At 66.4% G+C, this 22,064-nt stretch carries 17 protein-coding genes and 2 pseudogenes; 1 reads left to right on the plus strand and 18 read right to left on the minus strand.

The annotated features are described in order from the left end of the window. Positions 1–99: 99 nt before the first annotated feature. From clpB to OR16_RS27265, 11 genes and pseudogenes are all read right to left on the minus strand, one after another. Positions 100–2,689 (minus strand): annotated as a pseudogene (clpB, locus tag OR16_RS27215) (ATP-dependent chaperone ClpB). 223 nt (positions 2,690–2,912) lie between these two features. Further along, positions 2,913–3,830 (minus strand): MaoC/PaaZ C-terminal domain-containing protein, encoded by a 918-nt coding sequence (locus tag OR16_RS27220; protein ID WP_006161558.1) that lies wholly within the window; start codon positions 3,828–3,830, stop codon positions 2,913–2,915. Then, a complete protein-coding gene (locus OR16_RS27225; protein ID WP_050983126.1) occupies positions 3,830–5,962 on the minus strand; it encodes a D-(-)-3-hydroxybutyrate oligomer hydrolase in 2,133 nt (710 codons plus the stop codon). The genes OR16_RS27220 and OR16_RS27225 overlap by 1 nt, the downstream gene beginning before the upstream one ends. A gap of 111 nt (positions 5,963–6,073) precedes the next feature. Beyond that, positions 6,074–7,621 carry an acyl-CoA synthetase gene (locus tag OR16_RS27230; protein ID WP_006161562.1) on the minus strand — a complete coding sequence of 516 codons (1,548 nt, stop codon included), beginning with the start codon at positions 7,619–7,621 and terminating at the stop codon, positions 6,074–6,076. 104 nt (positions 7,622–7,725) lie between these two features. Continuing rightward, a complete protein-coding gene (locus tag OR16_RS27235; RefSeq protein ID WP_006161564.1) occupies positions 7,726–8,802 on the minus strand; it encodes a branched-chain amino acid ABC transporter permease in 1,077 nt (358 codons plus the stop codon). 21 nt (positions 8,803–8,823) lie between these two features. Then, positions 8,824–9,855 carry a branched-chain amino acid ABC transporter permease gene (locus OR16_RS27240; protein WP_006161566.1) on the minus strand — a complete coding sequence of 344 codons (1,032 nt, stop codon included), beginning with the start codon at positions 9,853–9,855 and terminating at the stop codon, positions 8,824–8,826. Between the two features lie 84 nt (positions 9,856–9,939). After that, a complete protein-coding gene (locus tag OR16_RS27245) occupies positions 9,940–10,677 on the minus strand; it encodes an ABC transporter ATP-binding protein (RefSeq protein ID WP_006161568.1) in 738 nt (245 codons plus the stop codon). Continuing rightward, positions 10,670–11,389, minus strand: coding sequence for an ABC transporter ATP-binding protein (locus OR16_RS27250; RefSeq protein WP_272942877.1), 720 nt, complete (start codon positions 11,387–11,389; stop codon positions 10,670–10,672). The genes OR16_RS27245 and OR16_RS27250 overlap by 8 nt, the downstream gene beginning before the upstream one ends. A 5-nt stretch (positions 11,390–11,394) precedes the next feature. Next, complete coding sequence (locus OR16_RS27255) at positions 11,395–12,579, minus strand: substrate-binding domain-containing protein (RefSeq protein ID WP_006161572.1); 1,185 nt, start codon at positions 12,577–12,579, stop codon at positions 11,395–11,397. Positions 12,580–12,682: 103 nt separating this feature from the next. Further along, entirely contained in the window at positions 12,683–13,462 is a 780-nt protein-coding gene (locus OR16_RS27260; RefSeq protein ID WP_006161574.1) for an enoyl-CoA hydratase/isomerase family protein, read from the minus strand. Beyond that, the gene (locus OR16_RS27265; protein ID WP_006161576.1) at positions 13,459–14,064 is read right to left on the minus strand and encodes a TetR/AcrR family transcriptional regulator; all 606 of its coding nucleotides are present in this window, start codon (positions 14,062–14,064) and stop codon (positions 13,459–13,461) included. The genes OR16_RS27260 and OR16_RS27265 overlap by 4 nt, the downstream gene beginning before the upstream one ends. Positions 14,065–14,273: 209 nt before the next feature. On the opposite strand from OR16_RS27265, the gene OR16_RS27270 reads away from it, so the two are divergent. Next, a complete protein-coding gene (locus OR16_RS27270) occupies positions 14,274–15,179 on the plus strand; it encodes an alpha/beta fold hydrolase (protein WP_237717247.1) in 906 nt (301 codons plus the stop codon). Here OR16_RS27270 and crcB read toward each other — a convergent pair. From crcB to OR16_RS27305, 7 genes and pseudogenes are all read right to left on the minus strand, one after another. Further along, positions 15,161–15,541, minus strand: coding sequence for a fluoride efflux transporter CrcB (crcB, locus tag OR16_RS27275; protein ID WP_006161579.1), 381 nt, complete (start codon positions 15,539–15,541; stop codon positions 15,161–15,163). The two genes, OR16_RS27270 and crcB, sit on opposite strands and share 19 nt — an antisense overlap. Further along, a complete protein-coding gene (gene moaE / locus OR16_RS27280; protein WP_006161580.1) occupies positions 15,541–16,050 on the minus strand; it encodes a molybdopterin synthase catalytic subunit MoaE in 510 nt (169 codons plus the stop codon). The genes crcB and moaE overlap by 1 nt, the downstream gene beginning before the upstream one ends. Position 16,051: 1 nt before the next feature. After that, a pseudogene (gene moaD / locus OR16_RS27285) lies at positions 16,052–16,313 on the minus strand (molybdopterin converting factor subunit 1). A 14-nt stretch (positions 16,314–16,327) separates the two neighbouring features. Then, complete coding sequence (gene glp / locus OR16_RS27290; RefSeq protein ID WP_006161582.1) at positions 16,328–17,536, minus strand: gephyrin-like molybdotransferase Glp; 1,209 nt, start codon at positions 17,534–17,536, stop codon at positions 16,328–16,330. Between the two features lie 208 nt (positions 17,537–17,744). Further along, positions 17,745–19,193 carry a threonine synthase gene (gene thrC, locus OR16_RS27295; RefSeq protein WP_006161583.1) on the minus strand — a complete coding sequence of 483 codons (1,449 nt, stop codon included), beginning with the start codon at positions 19,191–19,193 and terminating at the stop codon, positions 17,745–17,747. A gap of 8 nt (positions 19,194–19,201) precedes the next feature. Continuing rightward, positions 19,202–20,512 (minus strand): homoserine dehydrogenase, encoded by a 1,311-nt coding sequence (locus OR16_RS27300; RefSeq protein WP_006161584.1) that lies wholly within the window; start codon positions 20,510–20,512, stop codon positions 19,202–19,204. A gap of 63 nt (positions 20,513–20,575) precedes the next feature. Continuing rightward, the gene (locus OR16_RS27305; RefSeq protein WP_006161586.1) at positions 20,576–21,808 is read right to left on the minus strand and encodes a pyridoxal phosphate-dependent aminotransferase; all 1,233 of its coding nucleotides are present in this window, start codon (positions 21,806–21,808) and stop codon (positions 20,576–20,578) included. Positions 21,809–22,064: the final 256 nt, after the last annotated feature.

Consider the following 22,064-nt stretch of genomic DNA (forward strand, 5'->3'; position numbering starts at 1 on the left):
GGGCCGCATTTTATTAATGTTGATTACAAAAAAAAACCGCCCCGGCAAAGGGGCGGTTTTTCTTTTTGGCGTGCCGGTGTCCTGGCGTGATGCCTTGCCTCAGCGGACCTTGGGACCGAAGGTGTACTCCCCGTCTTGGTAATCCACCGGCACCACGTCCTTGGCGGCGAACTTGCCTTCAAGGATGGCCCGTGCCACCGGGTTCTCGATCTGCTGCTGGATCGCGCGTTTGAGCGGCCGCGCCCCGAACACCGGATCGTAGCCTGCGCTGGCGATCTTGGCGAGCGCAGCCTCGCTCACCTCCAGCGTCATGTCCATGCGCGCCAGCCGTGCCGTCAGCCGCTCCAGCTGGATGCGGGCGATCGACTCGATATGCTGCTGGTCGAGCGAATGGAACACCACCACCTCGTCGATACGGTTCAGGAACTCGGGCCGGAAATGCGTCTTCACTTCCTGCCATACCGCACCCTTGACCGCCTCGTGCGGCTCGCCGCTCATCGCCTGGATGATGTGCGAGCCCAGGTTGGAGGTCATCACGATCACCGTGTTCTTGAAGTCCACCGTGCGGCCCTGGCCGTCGGTCAGGCGGCCATCGTCCAGCACCTGCAGCAGCACGTTGAAGACGTCAGGGTGAGCCTTCTCGACTTCGTCGAGCAGGATCACGCTGTACGGCTTGCGGCGCACGGCCTCGGTCAGGTATCCGCCCTCCTCATAGCCCACATAGCCCGGCGGCGCGCCGATCAGCCGGCCCAACCCGGGCCTTCTCCATGAATTCGCTCATGTCGATGCGGATCAGGTGGTCCTGCGAATCGAACAGGAACTCGGCCAGCGCCTTGCACAGTTCGGTCTTGCCCACCCCGGTGGGGCCAAGGAACAGGAACGAGCCGTAGGGCTTGTTCTCGTCCGACAAACCAGCGCGCGAGCGCCGGATGGCGTCCGACACCAGGCGCACGGCCTCATCCTGGCCCACCACGCGGCGGTGCAGGTAGTCCTCCATCTGGATCAGCTTCTCGCGCTCGCCCTGCATCATCCGCGACACCGGGATGCCGGTCGCCCGGCTCACCACTTCGGCGATTTCCTCGGCGCCCACCTGCGTGCGCAGCAGCTTGTTGGGCTGCTTCTGCTCGCTGGCTTCCGCGACGGTCGCGGCCTTGAGCTTGCCTTCCAGCTCGGGCAGCTTGCCGTACTGCAGCTCCGCCACCTTGTCGAGCTTGCCTTCGCGCTGCAGGCGCGTGATCTCCAGGCGGATCCTGTCGATCTCCTCCTTGAGCGCGGCGGCACCCTGGGCGGCGCCCTTCTCTGCCTTCCAGATCTCCTCAATTGCGGCGTATTCCTTTTCGAGGCGGCCGATCTCCTGCTCGATCAGCTCGAGCCGCTTCTTCGAGGCTTCATCGGTTTCCCGCTTGACGGCCTCGCGCTCGATCTTGAGCTGGATGGTGCGGCGCTCGAGCTTGTCCATCACCTCAGGCTTGGAGTCGATTTCCATCTTGATGCGCGCGCCGGCTTCGTCGATCAGGTCGATCGCCTTGTCGGGCAGGAAGCGGTCGGTGATATAGCGATGCGACAGCTCCGCCGCGGCGACGATGGCCGGGTCGGTGATCTCCACGCCGTGGTGCAGCTCGTACTTCTCTTGCAGGCCGCGCAGGATGGCGATGGTGGCCTCCACGCTCGGCTCGTCGACCAGCACCTTCTGGAAGCGGCGCTCCAGCGCGGCATCCTTCTCGATGTACTTGCGGTATTCGTCCAGCGTGGTGGCACCGATGCAATGCAGCTCGCCACGCGCCAGGGCGGGCTTGAGCATGTTGCCTGCGTCGATCGCGCCCTCGGCCTTGCCGGCGCCGACCATGGTGTGCAGCTCGTCGATAAAGACGATGGTCTGCCCTTCGTCCTTGGCAATGTCCGACAGCACGGCCTTGAGGCGTTCCTCGAACTCGCCGCGGTACTTGGCACCGGCCAGCAGCCCTGCCATGTCGAGCACCAGCACGCGCTTGCTCTTCAGGCTTTCCGGCACCTCGCCGTTGACGATGCGCTGGGCCAGGCCTTCCACGATGGCGGTCTTGCCCACGCCCGGCTCGCCGATCAGCACGGGGTTGTTCTTGGTGCGGCGCTGCAGGATCTGGATGGTGCGGCGGATTTCGTCGTCGCGGCCGATCACGGGATCGAGCTTGCCGATGCGGGCACGCTCGGTGAGGTCCACGGTGTACTTCTTGAGCGCTTCGCGCTGGGTCTCCGCGTCGGCGCTGTTGACCGAATCGCCGCCGCGCACGGCCTGGATGGCGGTTTCGAGCGATTTGCGCGAGAGGCCGTTCTCACGCGCGATGCGGCCGGCCTCGCCCTTGTCGTCGGCCACCGCGAGCAGGAACAGCTCGCTGGCGATGAACTGGTCGCCGCGCTTGATGGCTTCTTTCTCGGTGGCGTTGAACAGCGCGCTGAGTTCGCGCCCGACCTGAACCTCGCTGGTGCCCTGCACCTGCGGCAGGCGCTTGATGGCCGCATCCAGCGCGCTGGCCAGGCCGCCGGTATTCACGCCAGCGCGCGCCAGCAGGCCACGCGCGGCGCCGTCATTCTGCGCCAGTAATGCGCGCAGCACGTGCAGCGGGTCGATGTATTGGTTGTCGTGGCCGATCGCCAGGCTCTGGGCATCAGCCAGCGCTTCCTGGAATCGGGTAGTCAGTTTGTCAAGTCGCATTTAGGAGCCCTCTTTGTCGGATGAGTGTCCCGCTGCGGAAGGCGGGGCCGTCGCGCCCCAACCTGCCGATCCCGTCACACGGGCCGGACACTGGTGTCTGAACGAAAGATAAGGCTTTGCGCCTACATTTCAAGGCCTGACTGCACGCGCCTTGATGTGGCGCAGGAAATACGTTGCCTCCTGGCCGGCCAACGGCTGACCGCCCTCCGAGGCTCCGGCTGCCTCAGGCTGCCGCCAGCGACCGCTTGTCCTCAAGGTTGCGCACCAGCACCAGCGCCTCGCCGGCCAGCACCACGCGGCCATCGCCGCCAGTGACCACCGTCGCCAGGTTGACCAGGTCCTTGTCGCCGCGCAGCCGCACGATGCGCACCGAAGCGGTCAGCAGTTCGCCCAGCCGCGCGGGCGAGCGCAGCCGCAGCGACTGTTTCATCCAGCCGGTGCCGCGGCCAGGCAAGCGGGTGCCCAGCAGGTCCGAGAACATGCCGGCCAGCAACGGCAGCGGCACGATGGTGCCCTCGAAGCCGCGGCTGTGGGCGAACACCGGATCGGTGTAGAAGGCATTGCCATCGTCGGTCAGTGCCACGTATTCGTCGATATCGCCGGCGCTGAAGCTGCGTATCGCCGAGGCCTCCTGGCCCACGCTCAGGTGGTACAGCGTGCGGTCGCCCGCCGGCTGCACGGCGGGATGTCCCACTTCGCCGGCCTCCTGGCGCTGCACCTCGGCGAGCAATTCCGCGCTGGCGTCGACCAGCAGCACCGCGTCGCCTTGTGCCGTAACCTGCTCATCGCTAGCGGGCGCGCGGTTGCGCCCGCGCTGCACGCAGCGGATCGAGGTCTCCAGCGCAATCCGGTCGCGTCCGGGCGTTTCGTTCAACACCAGCACGGCGGCCACGCCGTCGCCGACAAAGGTGGGACGCGGGAACATCAGCGTTTGCGCGACTGGCAGCACCGGCCGGGGGTTGCTGCGCTGCATCTGCGCGCACAGCAGCGAGAACAGGAACATGCCATGCGCGACCGTGGCGCCGAAATGCGTCGTGCTGGCGAACGCCGGATCGCAATGGATAGGGTTGTCGTCGCGCGAGAGCGAGGCGAAGCGGTCGAAATCTTCTTGCGTCAGGACGCGTGGGCGGGATGCCTTCATCAGTTGGGTACCTGTACGGTGCTGCCGTTGACCGTGATCCGGTCCACATCTGCCGGGGTGGCGGCAAATGGCGGCAAATTGGTGGGCAGGATAGTGGGCGCCGGCGACGTGGTGCCGCCGCGCGCGACCGTGCGCACCACCTGCGAAGGTGGCAGCGCGCGGCCGGTGGTCAGGTTGTCATAGACCGCGTCGAGTGCCCGGTTCAGGTAGACGTGCAGCGGGATGAAGCGGTTGTCGTAGCCCGCTACCGCGCCGATGAAACTATCGAAGTGCTGGCCATTGGTGACTTCGATATAGGAGAGCTTGCTGGCATTGCCCTCCTGGAGCCGGTTATAGCCGAGATACGGCCGCGACGTATGGTTGACCGGCAACAGTGCATCGCTGCGGCCATGCACGATGATGGTCGGCTTGCCGTGCAGGTTGCCCGAGCGCAGCGTCTGGGCCAGGCCCGCTTGCAGCGCCTGGGCCTGCGCGCCGGTGCCCGTCAGCAGTCCGCGCAGGCAGCGGGCGCCGTCGAGGTTGGCATCAGCCACATTGCTGCTCGGCGATTGGGAATAGATGTCGCGCAGCGGGCCGCCGGGATTGTTGTCGTTGATCAGTTGCACGCCGGCCGCCGGCGGCACGCCGTTGCCGGTCGCGTACAGCACGTTGAGCGTGGCCGGTGCGATCGCTGCCGGCGTCAGTACCGCGGTGCCGGCAGCGGCAAAGCTCAAGCCGCACAGCCGGTCCGCCACGCCAGCACGCGCGAGCGCGTTGGCGAAGGTCACGGAGACCGCATTGGCCACCTCGAACAGGGCTAGCGAAGGATGGAGCGCGTCGGACTCGGGCTCCCACCCGAATGCGTGCAGCGCCTGCAGCGCACTGGCTGCCTGGCTAGCGGCATCCGGCCCGGTCACCAGGCCGCCATTGGCGAGCGACTGGCAGCGGTTGAGCGCTGGCTGCGCCAACCCGACATTCACCAGCGCGGTCGCCTGCGAAGTGCAAAGCTGTAGCAGGTTGGCGGTGGTGGTGTAGTCATACAGCGGCCGCCCGGACTTGCTGACCGGCACACCGCCACGCGTGACGGTCACACCCGTGTTGTCGGGCAGGTTGAGGTTCGGCTCGCCCACCGCCACGCCGTCGATCAGGCCCTGGGTATCCTGCTCCGCCGCGGCAATGGCCGCGCCGCCGCCATTGGACACGCTGGAAGCGATCACCACGACCTTGTCCGGGCCCAGGCTGCGCTGGCGCGTGCCATCGGTGGCCACGCTGCCGAAGCGGTCGTTGATGGCCCAGATGGCGAAGTCCGCGGCCTGCAGCGTGAACGTGCCCCAGTCCTTCTCGGGGTTGCGCTGCGAATGGGCATGCTTGAACGCCAGCCGGTGCGGCGCCAGCGCGTTGAACGCGGCCAGGCTGGTATTGGGGAAGGGAGCGGCGAACTGCGCCGTGGCGCCGGCCGTGGCGCGGCTGGCGCGCGTGCCGTCGATCAGCGGCACGGTGTCGGTATCGAGGTCGTGCGGCGCGGCGCCGGTGCCCTTGTCGGTATAGGCGACGGCGCAGCCGCGCTTGAGCGCCCATTCGCCGGTGGAGATCGCGCCATAGACGCCGCGCGAGCCGGACGATGTGGCGGTGATCAGGCACGGCTTGGCCACATTGAAGCTGTCGGGAATCTGCACCACCATGGTCACGTTCTGCAGGCCGCTGCCATCGTCGGAAAAAGCCACATACTCGCGCCCGGCGACCTTGCCCTGCCCCGTCGTCGCGTTGCCCTGCGCGTCCACATTGGGGCCATACAGCGAGCCGTAGCCACCGCCCGCCGTGGTGTCCACCAGCGCGCGGTAGTTGGTGTAGATGGCGTAGCGGCGCAGCTCGGCCGCGGTGGGTGCGGCCGGGTCCAGCGGCAGCGGCTGCGTGGCGGAGGCCAGGCCGTCCTTGCCGAGGCCGGCAGTGAGCAGGTCGTCGGTGCTGCCGTCGTAGCTCTTGACCGTTACCGTGCCGATGTTCGCCGGCTTGATATTGGGATTGGTGTTGCCACTGCTGGTGTTGTTATCGCCCGAGCCGCACGCCGCCAGCAGCAAGCCTGCCGCTCCTGCCAGCGCCCGGCGCGCGCCGTGTACGGTCCACCCCCTATGTCCTGCAAGTCCGCGCAACATGTTGTGCCCCCCTTTGCATGCTGGTTCGGCATGCCGGATCGATCGGAACGCAATACGGAAACGAGAATTTCACGAGACAGCCACGACTTGACCTCACACTGCGCAGCGCCTTCACTGCGACCCGAAGCGCGCGCGCAGCTTGTGCTTTTCCACCTTGCCGGACGGCGTGCGCGGCAGCGCCTCGATCATCCTGACATGGCGCGGCACCTTGTAGCCGGCGAGCGCGGCACGGCAATGCGCGAGCACGCCTTGCTCATCCAGCGCCATGCCGGGCTTTGCCACCACCAGCGCCATGCCAACCTCGCCCCAGCGCGCGTCCGGCACGCCGATGACGGCGGCCTCGGATACGGCGGCGATCTGGAACAGCACATTCTCCACTTCAGCCGGGTAAACGTTCTCGCCGCCCGAAATAAACATGTCCTTGGCGCGGTCGACGATGTAGTAATCGCCCTCCTCGTCCATATAGGCGATATCACCGGAATGCAGCCAGCCGCCACGGATGGTGGCGTCGGTGGCTTCCGGCAGGTTCCAGTAGCCGGGCGTGACGCCCGGCCCCTTGATCAGCAACTCGCCGCGCTCGCCGGGCGCCACGTCGCGGCCCTGCGGATCCACCACCCGGGTCAGCATGGAGCCGACCGGCTTGCCGATGGTGCCGATCTTGCGGCGCGCCGTGGCTTCGTCGCACACGAACACGGTCGGCCCGGTCTCGGTCATGCCAAAGCCAAAGCAGATCGTGACGCCCTTGGCCAGGTAGGCCTCCAGCAGCGGCCGCGGCACCGAGGACCCGCCCGCGGACATATTGCGCACCCGGGAAAAGTCCGCCGCCGCGAAACCGGCATGCTGGCTGAGGAAGAGGTAGACCGCGGGCACGGCGAAGAACATGGTGATGCCCTCGCCGGCGCTGGCATCGAGCTTGCGCAGCGTCACATCGGCATCGAACTGCCGCATGATGTGCACGGTGCCGCCGGCATGCAGCACCGGATTGGCGTACAGGTTCAGCCCACCCGTATGGAAGAACGGCAGCACGTTCAGGAACACGTCGTCGCGCGTGATCTTGTTGGCCAGCATGGCGTTGACGGCATTGAAGAAGACCATGCCGTAGGTCTGGATCACCCCCTTGGGGCGGCCCGTGGTGCCGGAGGTATAAAGCAGGTGCCAGACCTCGTGCTCGTCGCGGCACGGCATCTCGATAATGCGGCCGGAACTGCCTGCCAGCATCGCCTCGTACTCGGTCCAGCCACCCGGCACGTCGGCGCTCTCGTCGTCGGCCAGGTGCAATACCGCGCGCAGCGGCAAGGCGTCGCTTAGCGCGGCGGCGGTCGCCAGAAAGCCGTCGCCGGCCACCAGCACGTCGGGCGTGCAGTCGCGCAAGATCGGCAACAGCTCCGCCGCCGGCAGCCGCCAGTTCAGGCAGACCATCACCATGCCGGCCTTGGCGCAGCCATAGAGCATCTCGAAATAATCCGAGCTGTTGTGTGCCAGCACGGCCACGCGCGCCCCTTGAGCCAGCCGCAGGCGCTCGCTCAGGTATTCCGCGAAGCGGCTGGCGCGTTCGTCGAACCGCCGGTAGGTCACCGCGCGGCCGCTCTCCACGTCGACCAGCGCGACCTTGTCCGGCGTATGCAGGGCATTCTTGTGCAGCCAGTCGACTACGTACATGGTCAGGAATCTCCGCTCGTGGATGTTCTTGTTATAGCGTGTTTGAATGCTCTTGTTGCTGCTTGCTGCTTGCTGCTTGCTGCTTGCTGCTTGCTGCTTGCGCCCTACGACGCCACCTCGTGCTCGGAGCGGTCGCCGCGCAGCCTGCCGACGATGCCTTGCGGAAAGTAATACACGCTGAGGATGAACAGCAGGCCAAGCCACAGCAGCCAGCGGTCCGGATGCAACAACCCTGAGAGCAGCGGGATTGCCGCGGTGGCATCGCTCGCGAGCTTCATCACGTCCTGCAGGTAGGTCTGCGCCACCAGGAACAGCGTGGTGCCGATCAGCGCGCCGTACAGCGTGCCCATGCCGCCGATCACAACGATCAGCAGGATGTCGACCATGATCTCGAAGGACAATGACGTGTCCGGGCCGTTGTAACGCAGCCAGAGCGCCATCAGCACGCCGGCCAGCGTGGCAAACCCAGCCGACAGCACGGTGGACACCGTACGGTACACCACGGTGCGGTAGCCGATGGCCTCGGCCCGGAAATCGTTCTCGCGGATCGCCTGCAGCACCCGGCCAAACGGCGAGTTCACCACGCGCAGCAGCAACAGGAACAACACCAGCGCGCTCGCGAACACGAAGTAATACGAGAACAGCTTGCCGTTGAGCGGCACGCCGAACCACTCTGTGTCCCCCAGCGAAAAACCCGGCGTAAAGACTTCCGGCACTTTGAAGCTGATGCCGTCCTCGCCGCCGGTCCACTCGGAGAGTTGCGACACCAGCGTGGCAAACGCGGTGGCCACCGCCAGCGTGATCATGGCAAAGAAGATGGCCCTGACCCGCAGCGAAAACAGCCCGATCAGGAAGGCCAGCAGCATCGACACCAGCAACGCGCCCAGCGTGCCGAGCGCCAGCGCGCCCCACCCCGGCTCCAGCCGCGACATGGCGATCGCCACGCCATAGCCGCCGATGCCGAAGAACATGGTGTGGGCAAAGGAGACGATGCCGGTATAGCCGAGCAGCAGGTCGTAGCTGGCTACCAGCACCACGAAGATGCAGATCTTGGCCGCCATATTGAGCGCGCGCGCGCCGGGAAACAGGAACGGCGCGCACGCCAGCGCCAGCAGCATGGCCACCAGGATGACGGTCAGCACGCGGCTTCGTGGCAGGTCGCCGGAAAGCAGTCGGGTCATGGTTTTGGTTTTCCTCGGCGCTCAGCGCTTGGCCACCGGGTAAAGGCCCTGCGGACGCCACAGCAGGATCATCACCATCAGCAGGATGTTCGAAAACAGCGCCACCTTGGGAAACAGGAAGCCGGTGTAGTTGGCCATCAGCCCGACCAGCAAGGCGCCGACGAAGCAGCCCGTGGTGGAGCCGAGCCCGCCGATGATGATCACGATAAAGATCAGCACATTGACCTGGGCGCCGATGGATGCGGTGATGTTCTGCTGGTACAGCCCCCACAGCACGCCGCCCATGCCGGCAAGCCCTGCGCCCACCACGAACACGCCGATGAACAGGAGCCGGATGCGGTAGCCGAGCGACTCCACCATCTCGCGGTTCTCCACCCCGGCGCGGATCAGCAGGCCGATGCGCGTGCGGTTGAGCACCAGCACCATGGAAATAAAGATCGCCAGCCCGAGCACCACGGCGATGAGCCGGTATTTCTCGATGGCGGCATCGCCCAGCAGCACCGCGCCGCGGAACGTGATGGGCACCTGCAGCGCGATGGTCTCCGCGCCCCAGATCGCCTTGATCAGCTGCTCGGCCACGATCATGCCGCCCATGGTGATCAGGATCTGCTTGAGGTGCTGGCCGTAGACCGGGCGCACCACGATGCGCTCGAACAACAAGCCGACGGTGCCCGCAGCCACCATCGCCGCCAGGATGGCAAGGCCGAATACCGCCAGGTTGAGCCACAGGCTGTCGGCCTCCACCCAGGCGCCCAGCGGCAGCAGCACGGATGCCGCCACATAGGCCCCCAGCGCGATGAACGCGCCATGGCCGAAGTTGAGCACGTCCATCAGGCCGAACACCAGCGTCAGGCCCGACGACACCACGAACACGATCATGCCCATGGCAAGCCCTGCGATGGTCAGCGTGAGCCAGGTCGAGCCGCTGCCGATCAGCGGATAGGCCAGCAGCATCAGCAGCGGCGCCAGCGCCAGCGGGGTCCAGTCGAGCCGGACCCTGGGCAGGTCGGCCGGCGCCGCCGGGGTGGTGGGTAAGGAGCTTGTACTCGCCATAGTCTCGGTCCTGACGATATCTTGTTATGGGTCTTGTCTAGCCGGCCGCTATCCGGCCGCTATCTGGCCGCTATCGATGACGCGCTACTGGTGCGCCGCCAGCGACAAACCGAGCAGCCGCTGCTGCAGGCTTTCGTCCCCCGCCAGCGCTGCCATCGTTCCCGTATGCACCACACGCCCGTCATCCATCACGGCAACGGTGTCCCCTACCGACTTTGCCATGTGGAAGTTCTGCTCCACCAGCAGGATCGATACGTCCGTCTGCTTGAGCTCGCGGAACACCGTGATCATGTTCTGGATGATGGCCGGCGCCAGGCCCTTGGTCGGCTCGTCCACGATCAGCAGCTTGCGCGGCTCGATGATGGCGCGCGCCACCGACAGCATCTGCTTCTGCCCGCCGGACAGCACACCGGCGCGCTGATGCCAGAAGATCTTGAGCGCGGGGAACATGCGGAACACCCAGTCCAGGCGTTCGCTGTCGATCGCGCCGCTGCGCGCGGCCAGGCGCATGTTCTCGGCCACCGTCAACTCGGAGAACACGCTCATGTTCTCCGGCACATAGGCAATGCCGGCCTGTGCAATGGCGGGCGTGCCGCGGCGGGTGATGTCGGCCCCGTCGAACGCGATCCGCCCCTCGCTCGCCTGCCACAGGTTCATGATGGTACGCAGCGTGGTGGTCTTGCCGGCGCCGTTGCGCCCCAGCAGCATGGTCACGCCGCCGCGCGGCACGGCAAAGCTCACGCCGTGCAGGATGTGATACGGCCCGATATGCGTCTGCACGCTATCCAGGCTCAGGATGGGTGCTGCCGGTCCATCAGCCATGACTGCCCTCCTGCTGCGCGCTCTCGCCGTCGGCAGCGATGCCCAGGTATGCCTGCTGCACGATCGGCGAGGCGATCACCTCGGCCGGATCGCCGTCGGCCATCAGGTTGCCGTTATGCAGCACGATGATGCGGTCGGCCAGCGAGCGCACCACATCCATCTTGTGCTCCACCAGCAGCACCGTCTTGCTCTTGTCGCGCTTGATCTCCTGGATCAGGCCCAGGATCACCGGCACCTCGTCCACGCTCATGCCGGCGGTCGGCTCGTATGCCGGCGGTCGGCTCGTCGAACATGAAGATGCGTGGCTGCAGCGCCAGCAGGATGCCCACCTCCAGCTTGCGCTGGTCGCCGTGCGGCAACGAGGCCACTCGAACACGGACAAATTGGGAAACAGGCTGGTCAGCTGGAATGCCCGGCCAATGCCGCGCCGCGCCTTGTGCGGCACCGGCAGGCGCGTCACGTCCTCGCCGCCAAGCAGGATCTGCCCGGCGCTGGGCGGCAACTGGCCCGAGATCAGGTTGAAGTACGTGGTCTTGCCGGCCCCGTTGGGGCCGACGATGCAAGTCAGCTCGCCCGGACGAAACGCGCAGGACACCGCATTGACCGCCACATGGCCGCCAAAGCGGATGGTGAGATCGCGCGTCTCGAGCGCGGGCGGCCCCGCCACTGCCCGCGCAAGCGCCGCCGTTGTGTCGATGGAAGAGGCGCCCACCGTCATCACCGCTTGTTGCGGATCGGCACGTTCATTTCTTCCGGCTTGATCTCGCGGACCAGCTCGGGCACGCCCCAGGCGAACGCGGGATCGACCTTGATCTTGAAGTGGTACATCGATTGCAGCGCCTGGTGGTCTTCCTTGCGGAAGGTCATCTTGCCCTTGGGCGTCTCGAACGACATGCCTTCCATGGCCCCGATCAGCTTCTCGGTATTGGTGTCGCCATTGGTCTTCTTGAGCGCCTCGACCAGCGCGATGCCCGCCGTCATGCCACCCGCGGTGAAGAAGTCAGGCGGCGACTTGAACTTGGTGTAGTGGTTGGACACCAGCCACTCGTTGGCCTTGTTCTTGGGAATGCCGAAGTAGTAGTACGTCGCGCCTTCCATGCCGGGGAAGTTCTTGTAATTGCTCATGGCAGGCAGGATATTGCCACCGGTGGCGATCTCGATGCCGTAGCGCTTGGGATCGAGGTCGGCAATCTTGAACGGGTTGCCGGCACCGGCCCAGATGATGAAGATGATCTTGCGGCCCGGCTTGTCCTTGAGCGAGTCAAACAGCCGCTGCGCCCCGGCGGTAAAGTCCGTGGTGTTGGTCGGCAGGTATTCCTCGTGCACGATCTTGGCGTTCTTGAGCGCGCCCTTGAAGGCCTTCACGCCATCACGGCCAAAGGCGTAGTCCTGCGCCAGGGTGGCGATCTGCACGCCGGGCTTGTCCAGCGCCACTGCGTTGGAGATGGCGTCCTGCGAAGAATTGCGGCCGGTGCGGAAGATGTAGCGGTTCCACTTCTCGCCGGTGATGGAATCCGCCACGGCGGGCTCCACCAGCAGGATCTTCTTGTACTCCTCGGCCACCGGCAGCATTGCCAGCGCCGTGCCGGAAGACGTCGGCCCCACGGCAATATCCGCGCGATCGTCGCTATACGCTGCGGCAAGCTGCGCCTTGGCCACGTCGGGCTTGCCCTGGGTGTCCTTTTCCAGCACCACCAGCTTGTTGCCGTTGACCATCATGGTGCCGTTGGTGGCGTAGTCCAACCCCATCATCAGCCCGGTCTGGGTCTGCTTGGCGTAGGCCTCGAGCGCCCCGGTCTTGTCGTAGACGTGGGCGATACGGATATCCTTGGCAAGGGCGCCTGCGGCGGCCAGCAGGCTGGCCAGTGCGATGGCGCCAGCGACTTGGTGCTTGAATTGCATTCCTGTCTCCTCTGTGGGTGTCTCTTGTCGTTGCAAGTGCAGATCCTGCCAGCGTGTTGCCGCTGCGCTTTCCTTCCCGTGTTCCCGTGTTCTGTTTGCCGCCTTAGCCCGCGCGCCCGTCGCCAAGGAAGCGGCGCATGCCTGCCGCCGCCTCGGCGCTCGTCACCTGCGCCACGAACGCCACGCGTTCGCGCTCAAGCCCGGCGGCCAGTGCGTCCGCATCCCAGCACAGCAGCGCGCGCGTGTGCGCCACGCTGCCGGGCACCTTGTCCTTCAGGCCGGCCGCCAGCGACAACGCCATCGCCTCGGCCTCGCGAGCCGGCGCGAGATGCGTGGCCAAGCCCAGCGCCGCAGCCTGGCTGGCCGTCAGCGTGGTGTTCTCAAGCTGGATCGCCCGCGCGCGCGCGGCGCCGACAAGTTGCGGCAGCATCGCGGTCCAGCCACCGTCCGGGCTGAAGCCCACCACGGTGTAGTAAGGCGCGATGCGCGTGCCCTCGCCCAGCACCGTCATATCGCAGGCCAGCGCCAGGCCCAGCGAGCCGCCCGTCAGCCAGCCTTCCACCGCGGCGATCACCGGGCAGCGCAGCGCTGCCAGGCGCAGGATGGCCGCGTTAAGCAGACCAAGCAGCCGCTGCGCGTACTGCGCAAGCTCGGCGCTTTGCGGCGGGAGGGCGGCAAAGGCGCCGACGTCGCCGCCCGTGGAGAACGAGCGCCCCGCATGGCTCAGCACCACGGCGCGAACCTCCGCGTCCGCCTCCACGTGCTCCAGCGCGGCCAGCAGTGCTTCGAGCAGTTCCGGCACCAGGCTGTTGTGACGCTCAGCGCGATTGAGCCTGAGCACCGCCGTGCTGCCGACCCGCTCGACCAGCACCAGCGCGCTCATCGCGCCGCCAGCCCGTGCGAGATCATGTCGAAGGCCGTGTCGACCACCTTGTCCATCGACGCCGGCCGCTTCCACAGCGCGTAGCGCATGCCGAGGAAATTGCTGATGCCGATCAGGCACCACGCCCGCACTTCGGCGTCGCCCGGCGAGATCTCGCCTTGCTCCTCGGCCTTGCCCAGGCGGCGGCTGTAGACATCGGCGAACACCTGGAAGTAACTGCTGTAGATGGTCTCGTCCACCGAGTAGGAATCGAGCACGATACGGTACAGATTCTTGTGGCGCGACACGAAGGAAAGAAAGGCCTTGAGCCCGAGCCGTTCGGCTTCGATCTGCGTCTGCGCCGGCCCTACGTGCTTGCGCAGGTGGGCTCGCACCAGTTCCAGCATGTGCTGCACCAGCGCGCGGAAGATGTCTTCCTTGTCCTTGAAGTACAGGTAGAAGGTGCCCATGGCCACCTCCGCCTCCTGCGTGATCTCCGAGATCGAAGCCACGTAGTAGCCCTTCTCGCCAAACACTTTCTCGGCGGCACGCAGCAACGCCTCGCGGGTCTTCTGGCCGCGCGCGGTCTTAGGCTGGCTTACGCCGGATTCGGTAAGGGACATCGGGGCTCCGCAGTGGCTGGTCAGGCCGGAAACGGCAGTTAAACAGCGGTCATGCGCCGCGGAAACCGCTGCCTCCGGCCAACCTCAAAACATGATAACTGATTCATGTTTCATGATATAAAGTTAGCGATCCGTATGTCAATACATGGCTTACCCGGAGCTTTGGCCGCCACCGGGCCAGGCCAGATGCCCAGACTGGAAGCTCGCCCTTGGATGCTGCACACGCGATGACCAATGCCGATCCGGGCGAGTCCGCTCCCACCTTCGTTGCCCATGCGGCCCGCGGTTCCCGGCCCGCCTGGCGGGAGGCCGGCAGCGGGCAGGCACTGCTGCTCCTGCATGGGTGGTCGCTATCTGGCGAGGCCTTCGACGGCCAGCGCGCACTGGCGCGACACGGCTATCGTGTGATCGCCCCCGACCATGCCGGGCATGGCCTGTCTGCTGCACTGCCGCACGCCGGGCATGCCAGCGTCGCGCAACTCGCCGCCGACGCCGCCGGGTTGGTCAGGTACCTGGGATTGCGGGATGTCGTGGTGGTCGGGTGGTCGATGGGAGCCATGGTGGCCTGGGAGTTGATGCGCAGCGATGCTGCCCTGCCCCTGGCGGCGGTCGGCGCCATCGACATGACGCCGCGCCTGGTCGGCGCGGCCGACTGGCCGCATGGCCTGCATGGGCGCTACGACATCGTCCAGGCCGCTCAAATGGCCGCGCACGTGCGCCAGGACTGGCCTCGCCTGATCGATTCGGTGCGCGCCGGCCTGTGGTCCGCCGGCAACAAACCCGATGCGGCCCAGGCAAGCCGAATCGCCGGCATCATGCGCCAGTGCGCGCCGGATGCCCTTGCCGCGCTGTGGGAAGACATGGCCCGCCAGGACTACCGCCTGGCGTTGCGCCAGGCTCGCCTGCCTCTATTCCATCTGGTTGGGGAACGCAGCCGTCTCTACGCGCCAGCCGTGGCCCAGGCCACGCTGCGACTGCAACCGGCCGCCCGCATTGCCACCATCGACGGCACCGGCCATGCCCCGCACATGGAACGCCCGGCTGCCTTCAACGCAGCGCTGCGCGAGATGCTTGACTGGCTGGACTCGCCTGGCGCTCAAGCCAGCAGCCGATAGGTCCACAGGCCCAGCGCGGTCAGCAGCAATGAGCCGCCAAGGTGCAGCAAGAGGTGCACCGCCGCCCAGCCGTAGTCGCCCGCCATCAGGTTGCTGACGACCTCGCTGGAGAACGTGGAAAAGGTGGTCAGGCCACCCAGGAAGCCGGTCACGGCCAGTAGGCGCCATTCGGGCGGCAACTCCGCATGCGCGCCGAAGAATCCCACCGCCAGCCCGATCAGGTAGCCGCCCACCAGGTTGGCCGCCAGCGTGCCGTAGGGCAGTGCCGGGTTGGCGGCGTTCCACAGCACGGAGAACGCCCAGCGCAGCCACGCACCGACCGCGGCCCCGACCCCGACCGCCACAAAACCGAGCGCGCCCATCAACCCTTGAGGCCCGGAGTTTGCACGTCCGCCACCTCTGCTGTGGCGTTAAGCGAGCGAATGCCCCAGCGTGCCAGCGCCGATTCATCGGTCACCCGCGCGTCGACCCAGCGCGCGCCGTCCGGCGTCTGCTCCTTCTTCCAGAACGGCGCTTCGGACTTGAGGTAATCCATGATGAATTCGCAAGCGGCAAAGGCATTGCCGCGATGTGCTGAGGCCACCGCCACCAGCACGATCTGGTCCAGCGGCAGCAAGGGGCCGACCCGATGCACGATGGTGACGCCAAGCAGCGCCCAGCGCTCCCGCGCCACCGCTTCGATCCGGGCTAGCGCCTTCTCGGTCATGCCCGGATAGTGTTCCAGTTCCATCGCGCTGACCGCGCTGCCGTCGTTCATGTCGCGGACCGTGCCGACAAAGCTGGCCACCGCGCCCACGCCGGGCTGGCCATGGCGCAATGCCGCCACCTCGGCGCCCAGGTCGAAATCTTCGCACTGCACCCTGACGCTCATCTCAGCCTCCGGTCACGGGCGGGAAAAACGCCACTTCGCAGCCATCGGCCAGCACGCTGTCCGCGCCGGCCACCTCGTGGTCCACGGCCATGCGCAAGGCACGGCCCTCGGCCAGGACCCTCGGGCCCCAGGCGCCGCCCGCGGGCCCCGAGCCACTGGCGCAGGTCCGCCACGGTAGCCACCTCGGCCGGCACCGCGACGCGCTCCTGCCCCAGGCCCAGCTGCTCGCGCACGCTGGCAAAAAAACGCAGTTCGATGTGCATGGCGGTCTCGCTCCTCATGCCAGCAGGTTGTCGAAGGCGATGAACTGCACGGTGTCGCCACGCGCGATCGGCTGGTTGGGTGGGTTGTCGACCAGCCCCTCCCCCCACACCGTGGACGTCAGCACGCCCGAGCTCTGGTTGGGGAACAGATCGAGCCCGCCGGCCTGGTTGATGCGCACGCGCAGGAACTCGTTGCGGCGGTCACCCTTGGGCAGGTCGAAATCGGCGCGCAGCGGCAGCCGGCGCGGCATCACGTCCTGCACGCCTTGCAGCCGCAGGATGAAGGGCCGCACGAACAGCAGGAAGGTCACGAAGCTGGAAACGGGATTGCCCGGCAGCCCCAGGAAAAACGCCGGTGCCTGCTCGCCGCGCGCCACTTCGCCAAACGCCAGCGGCTTGCCCGGCTTGATGGCGATCTGCCACAGGTTGAGCCGCCCTTCGGCCTCGACCGCCGGTTTGATATGGTCTTCCTCGCCCACCGAGACGCCGCCCGAGGTGATGATCAGGTCACGCCCCTCGGCGGCCCGGCGCAAGGTGTCGCGCGTAGCGGCCAGCGTGTCGGGCACGATGCCGAAATCGCTGATCTCGCAGCCGAGGTTTTCCAGCAGCCCGCGCAGCGTGAAGCGATTGGAGTTGTAGATGGCGCCCGGCTTGAGGGGCTCGCCCGGCATGGCGAGTTCGTCGCCGGTAAAGAACACCGCCACCTTGACGCGCCGCACCACGTCCAGCGACGCCTGCCCCACCGAGGCGGCAAGACCCAGCGCCTGCGGCGTCAACCGCGTGCCAGCCGGCAGGATCACGCTGCCGGCACGGATGTCCTCGCCGGCCCGGCGGATCCACTCGCCCGGCCGCGGCGCGTGATTGACGACCACTTCGTCGCCTTGCGCCACGCACTGCTCCTGCATCACCACTGCGTCCGCGCCCGGCGGAATCAGCCCGCCGGTAAAGATGCGGGCCGCGGTGCCAGCCGCCAGCGCGGTGCCGATATGGCCGGCGGGAATGCGCTGGGCCACCCGCAGGCGCGCGCCCGGCGCCGCCACGTCGGCGCTGCGCACCGCGTAGCCGTCCATCGAGGTGTTGTCGGCCGGAGGTACGTCCAGCGTGCTCGACACCGGCGCGGCCAGCACGCGGCCGTTGGCCTCCAGCGTGGCGATGCGCTCGGCTTCAGCGAGCGGGCGGGCGCCAGCCAGCAAGGCTTCGAGGGCCTGGGCCATGGTCAGCATGGGGGGACGGGCGGGCGAGGCAGCTCAGGCAGCTCAGGCATTGTCAGACCGCGAACCCAAGGCCATCCAGCGCCCATGGGAAACGGCCCGCGTACCGCCCCCGGTACATGCAGGGCAATGCGAGGGCCGCGCGATTCCTGCTCGGCAAGTCTGATTGTAGCGAGTTGGCGCGCTGCCGGCAGGAACGCCGCCGGCAGCGCGCCAAGGCTTACAGGCCGGTGTGGCCGGCGATATAAGCCTTGATCCGGTCCACTTCGGCCGGCATCACCTCAAAGCGCTGCGGCAGGTTTTCGATGCCTTCGAAGCTGGCCGGGCGCTCCGGCTCAACGCCAAGCGCCTCGCGGATCGTGTCGGCAAACTTGGCCGGCAGCGCGGTCTCCAGCACCAGCATCGGCACACCGGGCGTGAGATGCTCGCGCGCGACCTTGATGCCATCGGCAGTGTGCGTGTCGATGGTGATGCCGTAGCGCTCGGACAGGCCGCGGATGGTGGCGAGGCGGTCCTCGTGCGTGCTGCGGCCCGAGACAAAGCCAAAGGCGCGGATACGCTCGAATTCCGGGGTGCCTGACAGGTCGAAGCCGCCCTTGGTGTCAACGTCTTCGCGGAACATCTTGGCCAGCTTGTCGCCATCGCGGCCCAGCAGGTCGAACACGAAGCGCTCGAAGTTCGACGCCTTCGAGATGTCCATGCTCGGGCTGGACGTGTGATACGTCTCCGCCGACTTGCGCACGCGGTAGGTGCCCGTGCGGAAGAACTCGTCGAGCACGTCGTTCTCGTTGGTGGCGACCACCAGCTTGTCGATCGGCAGGCCCATCATGCGCGCGATATGGCCAGCGCAGACGTTGCCGAAATTGCCCGACGGCACGCAGAACGAGACCTTCTGGCCGGGGCCATCGGTCGCCAGCAGCCAGCCCTTGAAGTAGTACACCACCTGGGCCACCACGCGCGCCCAGTTGATCGAGTTGACCGTGCCGATCTTCTGGCGGGCCTTGTAGTCGAGATCGTTGGAGACCGCCTTGACGATGTCCTGGCAGTCGTCGAACACGCCTTCCACCGCCAGGTTGAAGATATTCGGGTCTTGCAGGCTGAACATCTGCGCGGTCTGGAACGCGCTCATCTTGCGGTGCGGGCTGAGCATGAACACGCGGATGCCGCGCTTGCCCCGCATGGCGTATTCCGCCGCGCTGCCGGTGTCGCCCGAGGTGGCGCCGAGAATGTTCAGCTCCTGCCCGGCACGCGCGAGCGCGTACTCGAACAGGTTGCCGAGCAACTGCATGGCCATGTCCTTGAAGGCCAGCGTGGGGCCGTTGGACAGGCCCAGCAATTGCAGCCGCGTGCCGCCCTCCTCGCCCAGCGTGCGCAGCGGGGTGATGTCGGCGGTGTTGTCGCCCGGGCGAGCGTTGCAGTACACCTCGGCGGTGTAGGTCTTGCGCGTCAGCGCGCGCAGGTCCTCGGCCGGGATGTCGTCGCAGAAGCGGGACAGGACTTCGAACGCGAGATCGGCGTACGACAGCTTGCGCCAGGCTTCCAGCTCGTCGGCCGTGACCTGCGGGTACTCCCGGGGCAGGTACAGGCCGCCGTCCGGCGCCAGGCCGCCCAGCAGGATCTCGGAGAAGGTTTGCGGCATCTCATGGCCGCGCGTCGACTGGTATTTCATCGGTGCGTTCAGTTCAGTTCTTCCATGCGCAGGCGCGTGACGGCGGACAGCACGGTCGGCAGCGCCTCGATCTTGGCGATGGCGGCGTTGACCTGCTTCTCGAGGGTGAGGTGCGAGAGCATGATGATGTCGGTCTGCGGCTCGCCTTCACGCGACTCCTTCTGCAGCATGGCATCGATGGAGATGCCGGCGTCGGCCAGGATGCGGGTGATGTCGGCCAGCACGCCGGTTTCGTCCGCCACGCGCATGCGCAGGTAGTAGGAGCTGGTGACTTCCTCGATCGGCAGCACCGGCACGCTGGACAGCTCATCCGGCTGGAAGGCCAGGTGCGGCACGCGGTGCTCGGGGTCGGCGGTGTGCAGGCGAGTCACGTCGACCAGGTCGGCGATCACGGCCGAGGCGGTCGGCTCGGCGCCTGCGCCCTTGCCGTAGTACAGCGTGGCGCCCACGGCGTCGCCCTGCACCAGCACGGCGTTCATGGCGCCTTCCACATTGGCGATCAGGCGCTTGGCCGGCACCAGCGTCGGGTGCACGCGCAGCTCGATGCCGTTCTCGCGGCGGCGCGTCAGGCCCAGCAGCTTGATGCGGTAGCCCAGTTCCTCGGCGTAGCGGATATCCACGGCCGACAGCTTGGTGATGCCTTCCACATAGGCCTTGTCGAACTGCACCGGCATGCCGAAGGCGATCGAGCTCATCAGCGTGATCTTGTGCGCGGCGTCGATGCCTTCGATGTCGAAGGTGGGATCGGCCTCGGCGTAGCCCAGCGCTTGCGCTTGCTTGAGCACCGTGTCGAAGTCCAGGCCCTTGTCGCGCATTTCCGACAGGATGAAGTTGGTGGTGCCGTTGATGATGCCGGCGATCCACTCGATACGGTTGGCGGTCAGGCCTTCGCGCAGCGCCTTGATGATGGGGATGCCACCGGCCACCGCGGCTTCGAAGGCAACGATCACGCCCTTCTTGCGCGCGGCTTCGAAGATCTCGTTGCCGTGCACGGCCAGCAGCGCCTTGTTGGCGGTGACCACATGCTTGCCGTTCTCGATGGCCTTGAGCACCAACTCGCGGGCGATGCCGTAGCCGCCGATCAGCTCGATCACGATGTCGATCTCGGGGCGGGTGACGACCTCGTTGGCATCGGCCACCACCTCGACCTGCCCACCGGTCAGCTCGCGGGCGCGCTCGGTGTTGAGGTCGGCCACCATGGCAATCTCGATGCCGCGCCCGGCGCGGCGGCGGATTTCTTCCTGGTTACGTTGCAGCACATTGAACGTGCCGCTACCGACGGTACCGATGCCAAGCAGGCCTACTTTGATGGGATTCATGGACGATCTGACTCTGAGTTGCTGAAAAATGGAATACGCCGCAATGGCCTCGCTGGGGCCGGCTCAGGCCGCGTGGCCGTGGCGCTTGCGGTAGGCCTCGAGGAAACGGCCCACGCGGGCGATGGCCTCGCGCAGGTCCTCCTCATGGGGCAGGAACACGATACGGAAATGGTCTGGCTTGTCCCAGTTGAAGCCGGTGCCCTGCACCAGCAGCACCTTGGACTCCTGCAGCAGTTCATAGATGAACTCCTGGTCGTCCTGGATCGGGTACATCGACAGGTCGAGCTTGGGGAACAGGTACAGCGCGGCCTTGGGCTTGACGCAGGTGACGCCCGGAATCTGCGTGATCAGTTCATGGGCAAGATCGCGCTGGCGGCGCAGGCGGCCGCCGTCGCCCACCAGGTCATTGATGCTCTGGTAGCCGCCCAGCGCGGTCTGGATGGCCCACTGGCCGGGCACGTTGGCGCACAGGCGCATCGAGGACAGCATGTTCAGCCCCTCGATATAGTCCAGCGCGGGCCGCTTGTCGCCCGACACCACCATCCAGCCGGCGCGGTAGCCGCAGGAGCGGTAGTTCTTGGACAGTCCGTTGAAGGTCACCGTCAGCACATCGGTTGACAGCGCCGCGATCGAGGTGTGGCTATGGCCGTCGTACAGGACCTTGTCGTAGATCTCGTCAGCGAAGATGATCAGGCCGTGTTCGCGCGCAATCACCACGATGGCCTTGAGCAGTTCGTCCGAATACAGGGCGCCGGTGGGGTTGTTCGGGTTGATGACGACGATGGCCTTGGTATTCGGCGTGATCTTGGCGCGGATATCGTCCAGGTCGGGCATCCACTCGTTGGCCTCGTCGCACACATAGTGCACCGGGGTGCCGCCCGACAGGCTCACCGCAGCGGTCCACAGCGGGTAGTCCGGCGCCGGCACCAGCACTTCGTCGCCACTGTTGAGCAGCGCGTTCATCGACATCACGATCAGCTCGGAGGCGCCGTTGCCGACGTAGATATCGTCCAGGCCCACGCCCTCGATGCTCTTTTGCTGCGTGTAGTGCATGATCGCCTTGCGCGCGGCGAAGATGCCCTTGGAGTCCGAATAGCCCGCCGAATTGGGCAGGTTGCGCATCATGTCCTGCTGGATCTCTTCCGGCGCATCGAAGCCGAATACGGCCAGGTTGCCGATGTTCAGCTTGATGATCTTGTGGCCTTCCTCTTCCATCTGCTTGGCCTTCTCCAGCACCGGGCCGCGGATGTCATAGCAAACATTGTTGAGCTTGTTGGATTTCTGGATCGGTTTCACGGCGATGTCGGCAGGAGGCAAGGGCCGCCGGGTAGCGGCGGCAATCTAGGGAATCTGGGTGGGAAAGGAGCGGCCCGCGTAGCCTCTGCGCTGCGTTGCAACGCAAAACGTGGCAGGCAGGGAGGCAAAAGCTATAATTTATCGGATTATGACAGACTTCGGCAGGGATTCTTGCATTGCAGCGTACGCCGCCGGTACCCCGGGGCCGCAGCAAAGCCGCCCGGCCCGCCTGCCCCAAAATGCTCTCAACCCGCCC

Source organism: Cupriavidus basilensis OR16, assembly GCF_000243095.1.
GTDB lineage: Bacteria > Pseudomonadota > Gammaproteobacteria > Burkholderiales > Burkholderiaceae > Cupriavidus > Cupriavidus basilensis_D.

Coding starts and splice junctions, on each gene's coding strand:
- crcB (WP_006161579.1), bottom strand. CDS start 15,541: ATGGGCGCGCTCGGTTTTGTGGCGGTCGGGGTCGGGGCCGCGGTCGGT.
- OR16_RS27235 (WP_006161564.1), bottom strand. CDS start 8,802: ATGACCCGACTGCTTTCCGGCGACCTGCCACGAAGCCGCGTGCTGACC.
- OR16_RS27245 (WP_006161568.1), bottom strand. CDS start 10,677: ATGGCTGATGGACCGGCAGCACCCATCCTGAGCCTGGATAGCGTGCAG.
- OR16_RS27230 (WP_006161562.1), bottom strand. CDS start 7,621: ATGTACGTAGTCGACTGGCTGCACAAGAATGCCCTGCATACGCCGGAC.
- OR16_RS27225 (WP_050983126.1), bottom strand. CDS start 5,962: ATGTTGCGCGGACTTGCAGGACATAGGGGGTGGACCGTACACGGCGCG.
- OR16_RS27220 (WP_006161558.1), bottom strand. CDS start 3,830: ATGAAGGCATCCCGCCCACGCGTCCTGACGCAAGAAGATTTCGACCGC.
- glp (WP_006161582.1), bottom strand. CDS start 17,536: ATGCTGACCATGGCCCAGGCCCTCGAAGCCTTGCTGGCTGGCGCCCGC.
- OR16_RS27255 (WP_006161572.1), bottom strand. CDS start 12,579: ATGCAATTCAAGCACCAAGTCGCTGGCGCCATCGCACTGGCCAGCCTG.
- OR16_RS27240 (WP_006161566.1), bottom strand. CDS start 9,855: ATGGCGAGTACAAGCTCCTTACCCACCACCCCGGCGGCGCCGGCCGAC.
- thrC (WP_006161583.1), bottom strand. CDS start 19,193: ATGAAATACCAGTCGACGCGCGGCCATGAGATGCCGCAAACCTTCTCC.
- OR16_RS27265 (WP_006161576.1), bottom strand. CDS start 14,064: ATGTCCCTTACCGAATCCGGCGTAAGCCAGCCTAAGACCGCGCGCGGC.
- OR16_RS27300 (WP_006161584.1), bottom strand. CDS start 20,512: ATGAATCCCATCAAAGTAGGCCTGCTTGGCATCGGTACCGTCGGTAGC.
- OR16_RS27260 (WP_006161574.1), bottom strand. CDS start 13,462: ATGAGCGCGCTGGTGCTGGTCGAGCGGGTCGGCAGCACGGCGGTGCTC.
- moaE (WP_006161580.1), bottom strand. CDS start 16,050: ATGAGCGTCAGGGTGCAGTGCGAAGATTTCGACCTGGGCGCCGAGGTG.